At 71.2% G+C, this 14,300-nt stretch carries 14 protein-coding genes; 8 read left to right on the top strand and 6 right to left on the bottom strand.

Features of this window, described 5'->3' with window-relative positions:
• Positions 1-93 precede the first annotated feature (93 nt).
• From ACYQ1L_RS03655 to purU, 3 genes are all read left to right on the top strand, one after another.
• On the top strand, positions 94-1,356 hold the full coding sequence (locus tag ACYQ1L_RS03655; RefSeq protein WP_460002902.1) for a discoidin domain-containing protein: 1,263 nt from the start codon (positions 94-96) through the stop codon (positions 1,354-1,356).
• Positions 1,357-1,392: 36 nt separating this feature from the next.
• On the top strand, positions 1,393-2,487 hold the full coding sequence (locus ACYQ1L_RS03650) for a hypothetical protein (RefSeq protein ID WP_460002901.1): 1,095 nt from the start codon (positions 1,393-1,395) through the stop codon (positions 2,485-2,487).
• 164 nt (positions 2,488-2,651) lie between these two features.
• Positions 2,652-3,503 carry a formyltetrahydrofolate deformylase gene (gene purU / locus ACYQ1L_RS03645; RefSeq protein WP_460002900.1) on the top strand — a complete coding sequence of 284 codons (852 nt, stop codon included), beginning with the start codon at positions 2,652-2,654 and terminating at the stop codon, positions 3,501-3,503.
• Between the two features lie 100 nt (positions 3,504-3,603).
• Here purU and ACYQ1L_RS03640 read toward each other — a convergent pair whose 3' ends face one another.
• The 3 genes from ACYQ1L_RS03640 to ACYQ1L_RS03630 form a co-directional block, all read right to left on the bottom strand.
• Positions 3,604-4,647 (bottom strand): NAD(P)H-dependent flavin oxidoreductase, encoded by a 1,044-nt coding sequence (locus ACYQ1L_RS03640; protein ID WP_460002899.1) that lies wholly within the window; start codon positions 4,645-4,647, stop codon positions 3,604-3,606.
• A 30-nt stretch (positions 4,648-4,677) separates the two neighbouring features.
• Positions 4,678-5,607, bottom strand: a complete 930-nt coding sequence (locus ACYQ1L_RS03635; RefSeq protein WP_460002898.1) for an EamA family transporter — start codon at positions 5,605-5,607, stop codon at positions 4,678-4,680.
• A gap of 196 nt (positions 5,608-5,803) precedes the next feature.
• Positions 5,804-6,961 carry an alcohol dehydrogenase catalytic domain-containing protein gene (locus ACYQ1L_RS03630; RefSeq protein ID WP_460002897.1) on the bottom strand — a complete coding sequence of 386 codons (1,158 nt, stop codon included), beginning with the start codon at positions 6,959-6,961 and terminating at the stop codon, positions 5,804-5,806.
• A 410-nt stretch (positions 6,962-7,371) separates the two neighbouring features.
• On the opposite strand from ACYQ1L_RS03630, the gene ACYQ1L_RS03625 reads away from it, so the two are divergent.
• Positions 7,372-8,163: a tryptophan 2,3-dioxygenase gene (locus tag ACYQ1L_RS03625; protein WP_460005753.1), complete on the top strand. Its 792-nt coding sequence runs from the start codon at positions 7,372-7,374 to the stop codon at positions 8,161-8,163.
• Positions 8,164-8,167: 4 nt separating this feature from the next.
• Positions 8,168-9,040: an amidohydrolase family protein gene (locus ACYQ1L_RS03620; RefSeq protein WP_460002896.1), complete on the top strand. Its 873-nt coding sequence runs from the start codon at positions 8,168-8,170 to the stop codon at positions 9,038-9,040.
• 25 nt (positions 9,041-9,065) lie between these two features.
• Here the strand turns inward: ACYQ1L_RS03620 and ACYQ1L_RS03615 are convergent, their stop codons facing one another.
• Positions 9,066-9,689 (bottom strand): histidine phosphatase family protein, encoded by a 624-nt coding sequence (locus ACYQ1L_RS03615; protein ID WP_460002895.1) that lies wholly within the window; start codon positions 9,687-9,689, stop codon positions 9,066-9,068.
• Positions 9,690-9,707: 18 nt separating this feature from the next.
• Positions 9,708-10,103, bottom strand: a complete 396-nt coding sequence (locus ACYQ1L_RS03610) for a DUF5684 domain-containing protein (RefSeq protein ID WP_460002894.1) — start codon at positions 10,101-10,103, stop codon at positions 9,708-9,710.
• Positions 10,104-10,240: 137 nt separating this feature from the next.
• Between ACYQ1L_RS03610 and aspS the strand changes: the two genes are divergently transcribed.
• The 3 genes from aspS to ACYQ1L_RS03595 all read left to right on the top strand — a co-directional run bounded on the left by aspS (position 10,241) and on the right by ACYQ1L_RS03595 (position 13,760).
• Complete coding sequence (gene aspS / locus ACYQ1L_RS03605; protein ID WP_460002893.1) at positions 10,241-12,040, top strand: aspartate--tRNA ligase; 1,800 nt, start codon at positions 10,241-10,243, stop codon at positions 12,038-12,040.
• Between the two features lie 7 nt (positions 12,041-12,047).
• A complete protein-coding gene (locus tag ACYQ1L_RS03600) occupies positions 12,048-12,569 on the top strand; it encodes a GNAT family N-acetyltransferase (protein ID WP_460002892.1) in 522 nt (173 codons plus the stop codon).
• Between the two features lie 135 nt (positions 12,570-12,704).
• Positions 12,705-13,760 carry a MerR family DNA-binding transcriptional regulator gene (locus ACYQ1L_RS03595; RefSeq protein WP_460002891.1) on the top strand — a complete coding sequence of 352 codons (1,056 nt, stop codon included), beginning with the start codon at positions 12,705-12,707 and terminating at the stop codon, positions 13,758-13,760.
• A gap of 28 nt (positions 13,761-13,788) precedes the next feature.
• Here ACYQ1L_RS03595 and ACYQ1L_RS03590 read toward each other — a convergent pair whose 3' ends face one another.
• Complete coding sequence (locus ACYQ1L_RS03590; protein ID WP_460002890.1) at positions 13,789-14,241, bottom strand: hypothetical protein; 453 nt, start codon at positions 14,239-14,241, stop codon at positions 13,789-13,791.
• Between the last annotated feature and the right edge of the window lie 59 nt (positions 14,242-14,300).

The raw sequence follows: 14,300 nt of genomic DNA, 5'->3' as shown, positions 1-14,300 counted from the left end.
GCGTATTTCAAGGCCAGACCTTGATGTTAGCGCTAACCCGGGGTTACCGTAGCCGTGTTCTCCCCCGCCTCGACGATGCAGCAAGGACGACCGATGCCCCCAAAGGCCCTGTCCCTCTCCCGCCGCTCGCGCGGTGCGATCGCCGGGGGCGCCGCCCTCGCCGTCGCCGCCACGACGCTGGCCCTCGGCGCGGTCGCGCCGGCGCACGCCGCGAGCGCCCCGCCCGCCGGCGCCGCACTTCCCGACACGGGCTACACGCTGCTCGACGTCGACTCCGAATCGGCGCCCTACCCCGCGCCGCCCTCGCTCGACGGCACGGCGAAGGGAGCGTTCGACGGCGACTACTCCACCCAGTGGGCCTCGAACTACAACGGCGGATCACCGGATCGGATGCCGCACTACCTGACCTTCGACATCGGCGCTCCGCACACGCTCACCGGGCTCGGCTACTCCGTCAAGGTGCAGAACAACGGCCCGGCCAAGAACGTGCAGGTGCTCACCACGAACGACCCCGCCGTCGCGAAGGACGGCAGGAGCAGCGCCTGGACGCCCGCGGGAACCGCCACGTTCTCGCAGCCCACGAGCAACACGCAGATCCAGTACGTGACGTTCGCGCAGCCGGTCTCCGCGCGCTACGTCGATTTCCGGATCCTCGACGCCGTGAACGGATCGAACCACGCCTCGGCCTCCGAGATCGTCGCGTACACGACCGATCCGATCGTCACCCCGACGCCGACCCCGACTCCGACCCCGACGCCCAAGCCGGCCGCCGCGACGGTGACGACCCACTCCGTCGACGACAGCACATGGCAGTACCCCGACGACACTCCGGCGAGCCCCTTCATCGCCGCCGACGGCACGTTCCACTTCGGCGAGTCGCACGCGAACTACTACAACGAGCCCGACGGCAGCAACGGCGACATCCGGCAGTGGATCTGGGACACCGGCACGGACTTCGACACCGCCGCGCCCGACGCCGCACTCAACGCGGCCGGCACCAACCCCGACACCACCGACTTCTGCAACGCCAGCCCGACCGGCGTGGAGTCGACGAAGGCGCCTGCCGGATCCCGCTACACGCAGCCGAACTACTGCGACATCACGCAGATGTGGGTCGACCCCGACACGGGCGACTGGTACGGCCTGGTGCACAACGAGTTCACGCCCAAGACGTTCGGCGACGGCCTGCACTACGACGCGATCGACTACGCGGTCTCGACCGACCAGGGCAAGACCTGGACGATCCCGGGCCACGCGATCACCTCGCCGTACAGCACGACGCGCGGCGACACCACGGCGTTCCCGCAGCAGACCTACTACTACGGTGACGGCGACCCCCGCCTGTACGTCGACTAGGCGTCCGGCTACTTCTACGCGTTCTACGGATCCCGCGTGGTGAACAAGACCGGCAGCTGGGTGGCCCTCTACGAGCACGTCGCGCGGGCCCCGATCTCCGGCAAGATGGCCACCGGCACCTGGCAGAAGTGGTACGACGGCACCTGGACCCAGCCCGGAATCTCCGACAAGGAGAGCAACATGGTGCCCGTCGCCGACGACAGCGAGACCGGGTACACCCCGGTCGACAAGGAGTACGACCCGAACACCCCCGGCACTGCGCAGCAGCAGATCAAGAGGGGGCAGATGCCGCCCACCTCGCCGCTGTTCGTGATGGACGTGACCTACGACGCCTACCTCGGCCTGTACATCGGCGAGCCGCAGAACCCGGACCAGTCGGGCGACGCACCGCAGGAGTTCTACGCCACGAAGAACCTCGCGACGCAGAAGTGGTTCTGTCTCGGCGACACCGGATCCGCGTACACGACGGCGTCCTGGTACCGCTGGTTCGTCGACCCGGCCAACAAGACGAGCTCGGCGATCGTGGGCAAGTCGTTCCGTTCGTACTGCTCGTTCGGCTGCATGGGCGACGCCTCCGCCCAGCTCGCCAACATCACGATCGACGCCGGCCCGTCCGTGACGGCGGCGGCGCCGATCGACACGAGCAAGGCCTACACGATCGCCAACGCGGACGGCCGCAAGCTGTCGGTCGAAGGCGACGGCGCCACGCTGAAGAGGGCCGGGGACGTGAACCGCAAGAACGGCGCGCGGACGTTCACGGCGACGGGTGACGGCGCGTACACGATCGCCACGCAGGCGGGCAGGCTTCTGGGCGTCGACGCCTCGTCGACCGCCGGTCGGGCGTGGGGAGCCGCGCTCACCCTCACCGACGCGGCGTCGGCCGGGGTCGGTCAGCAGTGGTTCGTGATGCCGAACACCGACCCCGCCAGCGGAGAGGCGACCGGATCCATCCGGCTCGTGAACCGCTACTCCGGGCTCGTGCTGGGCATCGACACCTCCGCGGCGGCCACCACCCCCGGCCGCTCGTGGGACAAGCCCGCCGTGCACGGTGCATCGAGCACCGCGCAGGCGGGTTCGTTCACCCGGCCCGGCGACCAGACGCTGACCCTGACAGAGTTCGACGGGAACTGACCGCACGACGACACGGAGGGGATCCGGGCATCGCGCCCGGGTCCCCTCCGTGCGTCTCCCGCCGAGTGCCGCCGGGGCGATTCGTCGTACCGTCGCGCGCGATTCGCCTCCCGCCCGCGGGCACGGCAGAATCGACGCACACCCCGTTGCAAGGAGACGATGCCATGGCGCAGCCCGACACCGCCCGACTGCTGATCACGTGCGCCGATCAGCCCGGCATCGTCGCAGCCGTCGCGGGTGTGCTCGCGGCGCACGAGGTGAACATCATCTCGCTCGACCAGCACTCCACCGACGCGGAGGGCGGGCGCTTCTTCCAGCGCACCGTGATCCACCGCGAGGGTCTCGCCGCCGCCCGCCCCGCGCTCGAGTCCGACCTCGCCGCCGTGGCCGAGCGCTTCGGCATGGAGTGGTCGCTGCACGACGCCTCCAAGCGCAAGCGCGTGGCGATCTTCGTCTCGAAGTACGACCACTGCCTCATGGAGCTGCTCTGGCGCACCCAGCGCGGCCAGCTCGACATCGACGTCACCATGGTCGTCTCCAACCACCCCGACCTCGCCGAGTCGGTGCGCTCGTTCGGCGTCCCGTTCGTGCACATCCCCTCGGGCGACAAGCCGGAGATGGAGCGGCGCCAGCTGGAGCTGCTGCAGGGCAACGTGGATCTGGTCGTGCTCGCCCGCTACATGCAGATCCTCACCGACGACTTCATCGAGCGCCTGGGCGCGCCGGTGATCAACATCCACCACTCGTTCCTGCCGGCGTTCATCGGCGCGAACCCCTACGCTCGGGCCAAGGAGCGCGGCGTGAAGCTCATCGGCGCGACGGCGCACTACGCGACGGCCGACCTCGACGAGGGGCCGATCATCGAGCAGGACGTCACCCGGGTGACGCACGCTGACTCCGCCGCCGAGCTGCAGGCCCGGGGTGCCGACGTGGAGCGCCTCGTGCTCGCGCGCGCGGTGCAGTGGCACGCCGACGACCGCGTCATCGTGCACGGCCGCTCCACCGTCATCCTCTGACGCGCGCGCAGGCGTCGCGACGACAGGCGGCCGCGCGGGGACAGGCCGGGATCCGGCGTGATGGCCTGATCCGGCGCGATCGTCCGTTCCGGCGCGCGGGTCAGTCCCGCGGCACGCCCGCGGCCAGTTCCGCGAACGCCTCGGCCGCCGTGCCGTAGCGGGCGAGCGGGGCCGACTGCCCCATCCACAGCGACTGCAGATCGCCCCGGTTCTGCTCCCCGGCCGGGGTGCGGAAGCGCCCGGTGATCCAGTTCTGGGCCGGGAACGGGGCGATGGATCCGGCGCCCTCGATCTCCGCGACCGCCCGGTTGCGCGCGCCGCGGGCGAGTCGGCCGCTCATCGCGCGCGTCAGCACCGTGCCCTCCGCCGGTGTCGCGCGGATCGCGTCGCGGTGGGCGGCGTTGGCCGCCGACTCCGCGGTGCCGAGGAAGGCCGTGCCCACCTGCACGCCCTGCGCGCCCAGGGCGAAGGCCGCAGCCACGCCCCGGCGGTCCGCGATGCCGCCCGCGGCGATGACCGGGACCGAGACGGCGTCCACGACCTGGGGCAGCAGCGAGAAGAGGCCGACCAGCGACTCCTCCGCCGGTCCGAGGAACGACACCCGGTGCCCCGCGGCCTCGGCGCCCGTCGCGACGATCGCGTCGACGCCGCCCTCTGCGAGCACGCGGGCCTCCGCGACGGTCGTGGCCGTGCCGACCACGCGGATGCCGCGCCGGTGCGCCTCGTCGACCAGCGCCGGTGAGGGCACGCCGAAGACGACGCTCAGCACCGGCGGCGCCGCCTCGAGGATCGCGTCCGCCTGCTCCTCGAGCGGAGGCAGGTAGCGTTCGGGGCGCGCCGGCGGCTCGGCGCCGACCTCGGCGAAGAACGGCGCGAGCGCGGCCGCGTATCCGTCGTGCTCGGGCCCCGGAGCGACCTCGTCGCCCGTGGGCAGCCAGATGTTCACCGCGAACGGCGCCCGGGTCGCCGCCCGCAGCTCCGCGATCGTGGTGCGGATCCGGTCGCTGTCATAGCCGTACAGCCCGTAGGAGCCGAGCCCGCCGGCGTCGCTCACCGCCGCTGTGAGCGGCACGGAGCTGAGTCCGCCGAAGGGTCCGAGGATCACAGGGGTGCGGATGCCGAGGAGATCGGTGAGGGCGCTCATGCTTCCGAGGCTACGCCCGTCGGGATCCGGTCAGTCCGGGACGACGGGGATGGACCCGGTGAGCGGGGACGGCGGCTCCTCGTCACGGCCGGCGCCCCGCCGGCGCGCGCCGGCGGTCACCCCGATGCTCGCGATCACGACGAGGGCGATCGCGACCAGCCGCAGCGGCGACGCGTGCTGGCCCAGCACGAGCAGGCCGGCCAGGGTCGCGAAGACCGGCTCCAGGCTGAGCAGGATCCCGAAGACCCGCTGAGGCAGACGGCGCAGGGCCGCGAGCTCCAGGATGTACGGGATGACCGAGGCGAGCAGGGCGGTGAGCGCGGCGAGTCCGAGCAGGCGCGGATCCCCCACCGCGGTGATGGCGGCCGGCACGCCGAACGGCAGCAGCAGCACCGCCGCGACCGCGAGCGCCACGGCCAGCCCTTCCGTGCCGGTGGTGAGCGCACCGACACGGGTGCTCATCCGGATGTACATGACCCAGAACGCCGCCGCGATGAGGGCGAACAGCACGCCCACCGGATCGAGCGCCGCGGCCCCGGTCAGCCCGTCCACGCCGAGCAGCGCCATGCCGATGAGGGCGACGCCGACCCAGATCGCGTCGGCGAGACGGCGGGTGAGCACGGCCGCCAGCACGAGCGGTCCGAGGAACTCGATCGCGACGGCCGGACCGATCGGGATCCGGTCGATCGCCGCGTAGAAGCAGCCGTTCATGGCGGCGAGCGAGATGCCGAACAGGACTGCGGCCGTCCACTGCGGACGGTTCCAGCGGTTCAGCCGGGGACGGGCGATGAGCAGCACCACGATCGCGGCGATGAGCACGCGCAGCGCCGTGACGCCCCACGATCCGAGCGCCGGGAAGATCATCGTCGCCACGGATGCGCCGAACGGGAGCGAGAAGCAGGATCCGACGACGAGCAGCACCCCGAGCGCGGGCTGCTGCCGCGGTACCTGAGAAGTCACCCCTCCAGCCTGGCACGGACCGGCGCACCGCCCGCATCCGCGGCTCCTCGCGGACCCCACCTGCATCCGCGCTCCTCGCTCGCCCCTCCTGCCGCTCAGAACCTTGCGCTCAGGTCCGTTCTCTCGCTCAGGTCGCAAAAACGGCTGCAAAAGGCGCCCGGACGCGCAGATATTGCGACCTGAACGGATGTGCTCCTCAGCGGAGCGTGAGTCCCACCCGCAGCGGAGCCCCGGGTGCGGCCGCCTCGACGAGGGCGGCATCCACCGCCGCCAGCGGGTGCACCGCGCCCACCGCATCGGCGAACGGATAGGCACGCCCGCGCCCTCCCATGAAGGCGGCCGCAGCCTGCAGCTCAGCCCCCGTGCAGTCGTGCACGCCGGCGACCGCGATGAGGCCGCGCACGATGCGCTCGGCGTCGAGGGGCACCGGCTCCGCCGGGAAGACGCTGCCGAGCAGCACCACCGCACCGCCCACGTCGACGGCGTCGAGCGCCGCACGCACGGCGTGCCCCGATGCCTCCACCACGAGATCGAAGCCCTCCTCGGCGACGTCGTCCGGGGCGAGCGCGGCGAGGCCGAACCGCTCGGCGAACGCGCGCCGGCCCGGGTCCGGATCCGCGATGCGCACCTGTCCGCCCAGCTCTGCGGCGATCACGGCGGCCGTCAGCCCGACCAGCCCCGCCCCCAGCACGAGCACTCGCTCGCACACGAGCACGGCGGTCTCCTCCGAGCCGGTGGCAGAGGGATCCGGGCGACCGCGGCCGCGCAGGGCGGCGCCCCGCGCGATGCCGGCCCAGGCCGTGGCCGTCGCGCAGGAGACCGGCGCCAGGGCGGCCGCCGGGAGCGCCTCGGGCACGCGCACGATCGCCGTGCCCTCCCGCAGGTGCACGTGTCCGGCGAAGCCGCCGGTGAGCTCCCAGCGCGGTTCGATGCGCGCGTGCCCGTACTGCGCGAGCGTGCGGCACTTCTGGGTGAGCCCCGCCAGGCAGCGGTCGCAGTGCCCGCAGGAGACGGTGACCGACCAGACCACCCGGTCGCCGGCGTGCAGCTCCGCACCGTCCACGGCGCGCGCGCCGTCGTCGCCGATCGCGATGATCCGGCCGACGCTCTCGTGTCCCAGGACGAGCGGTGCCGGAGCGTGGCGTCTCCCCTGCACGGTGTCGATGTCGGATCCGCAGATCGTCGACATCTCCACGGCGATCAGCACGTCGTGCGGGCCGAGCGCCACGCCCGGGACGGCGAGCACCTCGTGCGGGATGCCGACGCCGAGCCACGCCATCGCGACGGCGGCGGGCCGCAGGGGCACGTCGTGCCGGTGCACTCCCGCGGCGGGGCGGACCAGGGCCGCGCGCACGTCAGCCCGCCGCGCTCGGCGTCAGCGCCGGGAGCCCGGTCCCGACAGCCGACGAGAACACCACGGAGACGGCGCCGTCGGTCCGGGCGGGGGCGGTGAGAGTGCGAAACGTCATGGGGGCCTTTCGGGTTCCACGTTCGGACGGAATCCTCGAAGACTCTCTCAAGCCGTCCGCAGAATGTGCGCGCGCCTCGGCTTTGTTCCCGCAGTGTTCACTCGCGATTCTTCTCTCGGCCCCGGAAAATCCCGGCCCTCGGTCGCGCCGCGAGCCTCCCCGGACTCAGGCGGCTCCTCAGCGGCCGATGGAATACTGGACGTGTTCACGACGAGGAGGTCGCCCGGTGCCGGACAGCAGGACCGCGAACGAACGCGCGCTCGAGGAGGGCATCGTCACCGACCTCAAGGACCGGATGACGTACGGGTCCTACCTCGATCTGGACCGGCTGCTCAGCGCCCAGCATCCCGTCAGCGTCCCGCAGCACCACGACGAGATGCTGTTCATCATCCAGCACCAGACCACCGAGCTGTGGCTGAAGCTCCTGCTGCACGAGCTCGGCACGGCACGCGACCGTCTCGCCGAGGACGACCTGCGCTCCGCGCTCAAGCACATGGCCCGCGTGAAGCACATCCAGGAGGTGCTCACCCAGCAGTGGTCCGTGCTGGCGACGCTGACGCCCACCGAGTACGCGCAGTTCCGCGGCGACCTCGGCAACTCCTCCGGCTTCCAGTCCGTGCAGTACCGCGCCGTGGAATTCGCCCTCGGCAACAAGAACGAGCGGATGCTGAGCGTGTTCCGCGATCATCCCGAGAACCTCGCGCTGCTCACCGCCGAGTGGGAGCGCCCCACGCTGTACGACGAGTTCCTCCGCTTCGCCGCGCGGCGGGGTCTGCCGATCCCTGCCGAGATCCTCGAGCGCGATGTGCGCCAGCCGTATCGGATGCACGACTCGCTGGTCCCGGTGCTCACCGAGGTCTACGAGCACCCGCACGAGCACTGGGACCTGTACGAGGCGTGCGAGGAGCTCGTCGACGTCGAGGACAACTTCCAGTTCTGGCGCTTCCGCCACCTGCGCACGGTGACCCGCACGATCGGACGCAAGATCGGCACGGGCGGATCCAGCGGCGTCGACTTCCTGCAGCGGGCGCTCGAGCTCACGTTCTTCCCGGAGCTGTACGCCGTGCGCACCGAGATCGGGCGGTGAGCGCATGGCGGAACCCCTCTACATCGGCGGTTTCACCGACCACCACGTGCACCTGCAGCTCGTGGACATCACCCGCCTGGAGTCGACCCGGCTCGGCCGCGGCCTCGACCTCGGGTCCGCCCCCGACGAGATCGCACGGATCGCCGGCGCCGTCTCGGCGCGCTTCGGGCACGACCCCGGCGGCATCTCGATCGCGTACGCGGGCGCCTTCCTGACTCCGCCCGGCGGGTATCCCTCGGATCGCGACTGGGCGCCGGCCGGATCCGTCCGCGAGGTGGCGACGCTCGAGGACGCGGTCGCGGCGGTCGCCGAGATGAAAGCCGCCGGGGCCTCGGTCATCAAGATCGCCAGCAACAGCACGGCAGGGCCCGTGTTCAGCGACGAGACCATCGCCGGGATCGTGCGCGCCGCCGACGAGCACGGACTGCCCGTCGTCGCGCACGCCGAGGGCCCCGGCGAGGCGCAGCGCATGCCGCGGCTCGGCGTGCGGGCCCTTGCGCACGCGCCGTTCACCGAGCGGTTGAGCGACGACGAGGTGGCCCGGCAGGCCGGCCGCATCGCCTGGATCTCGACCCTCGGCATCCACGACGGCGAGGCCCGCGCGATCGCGATCGACAACGTGCGCCGGTTCCACGCCCACGGCGGCACCGTGCGCTACGGCACCGACATGGGCAACGGCGACACCCCGGTCGACCTGAATCCGGGCGAGCTCGACGCGCTGCGGGAGGCCGGCCTCCGCGGCGCGGCGCTGATCCGCGCCCTCGTGCCCGTCGCCGCCACCGAGGGCCGGCGCTTCCGGATGCCCGCGCGCGACGCCGACCCGTTCGACATCGAACCCGTCCATCTCGATCCGGTCGAGCACGAAGGCGTCCGATGAGAGGCCCGGCTGCCGGGCCCCGCGTCTAGACCGCGCCGAGGTCGATGCCGGCGTCCGCAGGCTCGGCGTAGGCGACCTCGCGCCACACGTCGCCGGCCCGTTCGAACGAGGTGACGCTCGACAGCGCGCACCGGCGGGAGCGTGGGTCGTGCCGCAGCGGGAGCCCTGCGACCGACAGGTGCGTGATCCAGATCGGCGCCTGATGCGACACGAACACCACGTCGCCGCCGTCGGCCTCGTGCCAGGCGTCGTCCATGGCGGCGCACATGCGGGCCGCGATCGACGCGTACGGCTCGCCCCAGCTCGGCACCGAGGGGCGGCGCAGGTGCCGCCAGTTCCACGGGTTCATCAGGGCACGGCGCATCCGCGTGCCCTCGAACACGTTCCACGGCTCGATGATCCGCTCCTCGAGGCGCGGCACGAGGCCGTTCGCCGCGGCGAACGGCTCGGCCGACTCCTGCGTGCGCTCCAGCGGCGAGCACCGCAGATCCGTCACCGGTCGGTCCAGCGCCGTGACGTAGTCGGCCGCGGCCTGCGCCATCCGTCGTCCCGCTTCACTGAGGTGGTAACCGGGCAGCCGCCCGTACAGCACGTGGGCAGGGTTGTAGACCTCGCCGTGGCGGACGAGGTGCAGGCGGGATGCGGGCATCGGTTCGGTGGGATCCGCTCAGACGCGGCGGTACTGCGCGGATCCGAACCCGATGATGAAGTACCCGATGAACGAGAACAGCCAGAGCAGGAAGAACGAGAACAGGCCGCCCTTGCCGAAGTTCTTGCCGAGCTTCACCGCCACCACGATCGAGAAGATGATGTTCACGATCGGGATCAGGTAGAGCAGCGCGAACCAGCCGCTCATCCCCGCGACCTTGACGAGGAAGACGAGGTTGACGATCGGGATGATCGCCAGGATCCCCGGGTAGCCGGCCTTGGTGAAGACCTTCCACAGGGCGATCGCGAGGATGACGTAGAAGATCAGCGCCCAGACGCTGGTGGTGCCGGAGAAGAGCGCCGCGTAGACGTTGCCGGCGGCGTCGGTCGGGTCATCGGTCGGTACGAGGTGCATGGTCGGGCCTTCCGGAGCGGTGGATGGTGCTGCTGCCGCGAGTCTAGTGATGCGCCCCGGTCGGCTCCCCCCGAGGCACGCGGCGCGTCCCCGTAGAATGGCCGGTATCCCTTTTCCCTCCTTGGAAGGCGTATTCCGTGCTTCGCACCCACACGGCAGGCTCGCTGCGAGCCGAGCACATCGGTCAGACCGTCACCCTCGCGGGGTGGGTCGATCGCCGTCGTGATCACGGAGGAGTGGCCTTCATCGATCTGCGGGACGCCAGCGGCATCGCCCAGGTGGTCATCCGCGACGAGGAGATCGCGCATCCGCTGCGCAGCGAGTTCGTGCTGCAGGTGACCGGCGAGGTCTCCCGCCGTCCCGCCGGCAACGAGAACCCGAACCTGCCCTCCGGCGAGATCGAGATCGTGGCGCAGGACGTCGTCGTGCTCAACGAGTCGGCGCCGCTGCCGTTCCAGGTGTCGTCGGGCCTCGCCGAGACCGACCCGGTGGGCGAGGACGTGCGGTTCAAGCACCGCTACCTCGACCTGCGCCGCCCGGCTGCGATCGCGCCGCTGCAGCTGCGCTCCCAGGTCTACAAGGCGCTGCGCGACGTGCTGCACGAGCGCGGTTTCACCGAGGTCGAGACCCCGACCCTGACCCGCTCCACCCCGGAGGGCGCCCGCGACTTCGTCGTGCCCGCGCGCCTGCACCCGGGCAGCTGGTACGCGCTGCCGCAGAGCCCGCAGCTGTTCAAGCAGCTGCTCATGGTCGGCGGCGTAGAGAAGTACTTCCAGATCGCGCGCTGCTACCGCGACGAGGACTTCCGCGCCGACCGTCAGCCCGAGTTCACGCAGCTCGACATCGAGATGGCCTTCGTCGACCAGGAGGACGTCATCGAGATGATGGAGGCCGTCATCCGCGCGATGTGGGCCACCATCGGCGTCGAGGTGCAGACCCCGCTGCCGCGCATCACCTACGCGGAGGCGATGGCGAAGTACGGATCCGACAAGCCGGACCTGCGCTTCGGCCTCGAGCTCGTCGAGGCCACCGAGTACTTCTCCGACACCACGTTCCGGGTGTTCCAGGCCGACTACGTCGGCGCGGTCGTCATGCCCGGCGGCGCCTCGCAGCCGCGCAAGGTGCTCGACGCCTGGCAGGACTGGGCCAAGCAGCGCGGCGCCCGCGGGCTCGCCTACGTGCTGTTCAACGAGGACGGCACGCTCGGCGGCCCCGTCGCGAAGAACCTGTCCGAGACCGAGCAGGCGGGCCTCGCCGCCCTCGTGGGCGCGAAGCCCGGCGACTGCGCGTTCTTCGCCGCCGGCTCCGCGAAGGAGTCGCGCGCTCTGCTCGGCGCCGCACGCGTGGAGATCGGCCGCCGGCTGGGCCTGCTCGACCCCGACGTGTTCGCCTTCACCTGGGTCGTCGACGCGCCCATGTTCGAGCCGGCCGCCGACGCGGTCGCCTCGGGCGACGTGGCCGTGGGCGCCGGCGCCTGGACCGCGGTGCACCACGCGTTCACCGGCCCGAAGCCCGAGTTCGAGGACACCTTCGACACCGACCCGGGGTCGGCGCTCGCCTACGCGTACGACATCGTCTGCAACGGCTCCGAGCTCGGCGGCGGATCCATCCGCATCCACCGCGAGGACGTGCAGAAGCGCGTCTTCGCGGTGATGGGCATCTCCGACGAGGTCGCTCAGGAGCAGTTCGGCTTCCTGCTGGACGCGTTCAAGTTCGGCGCCCCGCCGCACGGCGGCATCGCGCTGGGCATGGACCGCGTGCTGCAGCACCTGTCGAAGACGGAGTCGATCCGCGAGGTCATCGCGTTCCCGAAGACCGGGAACGGCTTCGATCCGCTCACCGCCGCGCCGGCTCCGATCACCGCGGAACAGCGCAAGGAGGCCGGCGTCGACGTCGTCGCAGAGCCCGACGAGGCGCTCGAGACCGTCGAGGCCTGAGCCGAGCATGCTGCCGGAGCTCACCCTTCCCGTTCCGCTGGACACCCGGGTCGGGAGGGTGATGCTCCGTCGCGCCCGCCCGGACGACACCGCGGCCATCGTCGCGCTGCTCGCCGACGACGCGATCAGCGCCGCCCGGGGCGACACCGCCTCCGAAGACGACCTGCCCGCCTACACCGCCGGTCTGGAGTCGGTGCTCGCCGACGGCTCCAACGACCTGCTCGTCGCCGAGCACGAGGGCGCGGTCGTCGCCACCTTCCAGCTCACCCGCATCCCCGGGATGTCCCGTCAGGGCTCCACCCGGCTGCTGGTCGAGGCGGTGCGGGTGAGCTCGCGGCTGCGCTCGAGCGGGGTCGGGTCCGCGCTGATGCGCTGGGTCATGGACGTGGCGACCGCCGAGCTCGGCAGTCCGCTCGTGCAGCTCACGTCCGACGCCAAGCGGCTCGACGCGCACCGGTTCTACGAGCGCCTCGGCTTCGCCGGATCCCATCTCGGCTTCAAGTACCGCGCACCCGTCACCGGTCGTTGAGGCGCGCGCCGCGAAGGGTCGTATCTCCCCTAGCGGGAGTTTTCTCGAGCCGAACCGACGAAGAATCTTCCCCAAAGCGGATAAAACCTTCCCATTTCCGGACAAGATCTTCCCATTTCCGGATAAAATCTTCCCATGCGGGAAGATACTGCCGCGGAGTCTCCAGAAGAGCTCGTCGGGATCGGGACGGCCGCCGAGACGCTCGGCCTCTCCGTCAAGACGCTCCGTCGGATGGCCGACAGCGGCATGGTGCCGTCAGTACGCACCCAGGGCGGACATCGCCGCTTCGCCGTGGAGGGTGTGCGCGCGGCCCTCGGGATCGCGTCCCGCCCGTCGGCGCCGGTGGCGGCCGTGGACATCGCCCCGTCGGCTGCCGCCGACTGGCGGCGCGCCCTGCCGCTCAAGGGCCTCGATGAAGCGGAGGTCTGGGCCGAAGCTCGCGCTGCCCTGGACCTGCCCGCCGCAGAGGAGGGAACGCGCATCATGAACTACGCGTTCACGGAGATGCTGAACAACGCGATCGATCACAGCGGCGGGTCCCAGGCCACTGTCGAGGTGTGGACTCAGCCGGATGAGCTCGCGGCGCGCATCAGCGACGACGGTCGCGGCGCGTTCGCTCGCGTCCGGGAGGGGCTCAACCTCGCCTCCGACCTGGAAGCCGCCGCGGAGCTGACCAAGGGCAAGCGGACGACATGGGCGCAAAGGCACACGGGGGAAGGGATCTTCTTCACGTCGAAGGTGGTCACGCTCTTCCGCCTCTCCGCGAACGGCCTGCGGCTCACCGTCGACAACGCCCGTGACGACTACGCGCTGGGCTCGAGCCATGTCCACCGCGGGACCGTCGTGGAGATGCGGCTGACCCTTCCGCCGGCGCGCACGCTGCGATCCGTCTTCGAGGACTTCACCGACGAGGATCTCCGATTCTCGCGGAGCAGACCCAGAATCGAGCTCTTCGGAACCGGGCTCACCTTCGTCTCGCGCTCAGAGGCGCACCGGGTCCTGTCAGGCATGAGCGACTTCGATGACATCGATGTCGATTTCGCCGGAGTCACCGACGTCGGCCAGGGCTTCGTCGACGAGCTGATGAGAGTCTGGCCTGCGCAGAACCCGGGTATCCGGCTCCATCCCATCAACATGAACGAGGCGGTCGCGTTCATGGTCCGTCGTGCCGAGAGGACCGCTTCTCGATGAGTGGGCGCCCAGTCCAGGAGGCGCTGGTTCAGACGTCGTCCGGATCCGAGAGGTCCTCGATCGCGACCGGGGTGCGGCCGGCGAACATCACGCCGATGCCGTACTCGTCGCCGATCTGAAGGCCGGTCTCCGCGAAGCGCATCATCCAGGTGCCGTCCTGCCAGACGACCGCCTCGGGCGCGCCGAACGGCGGCTCCTCGGCCGCCAGCAGCGCGCGATCGTCATCGGACAGGCCGGGATCCTGCAGCTCCTGCACGAGGAAGCGCATCGCGGCGTCGCTGAGCGCCGCGAACTCGGCCACGACGCCCTGAGCCGTCTCGCGTGCGTCGTCGCTCGGCGGCTCCGCCGGCTCGGCCACGATGCTCACCGTCCATCCGCCGTCGCCGCCTGCGACGCCCGCCGTCCAGCAGGCGACGTCCTCCGGCGCGTCGATGCGGATGAGGGTGGCGCCGTCGAGCTCGATCGCATCGGGAAGATCCATGCTCCGATCCAACCACCCCGAGCCGCGACCGCGGCGGTGGACACCGGATCGCGTGAGGG

This window comes from Microbacterium xylanilyticum (assembly GCF_054654695.1).
Note: the sequence above shows the minus strand (reverse complement) of the source record. Positions and strands in the feature narration are given on the sequence as shown.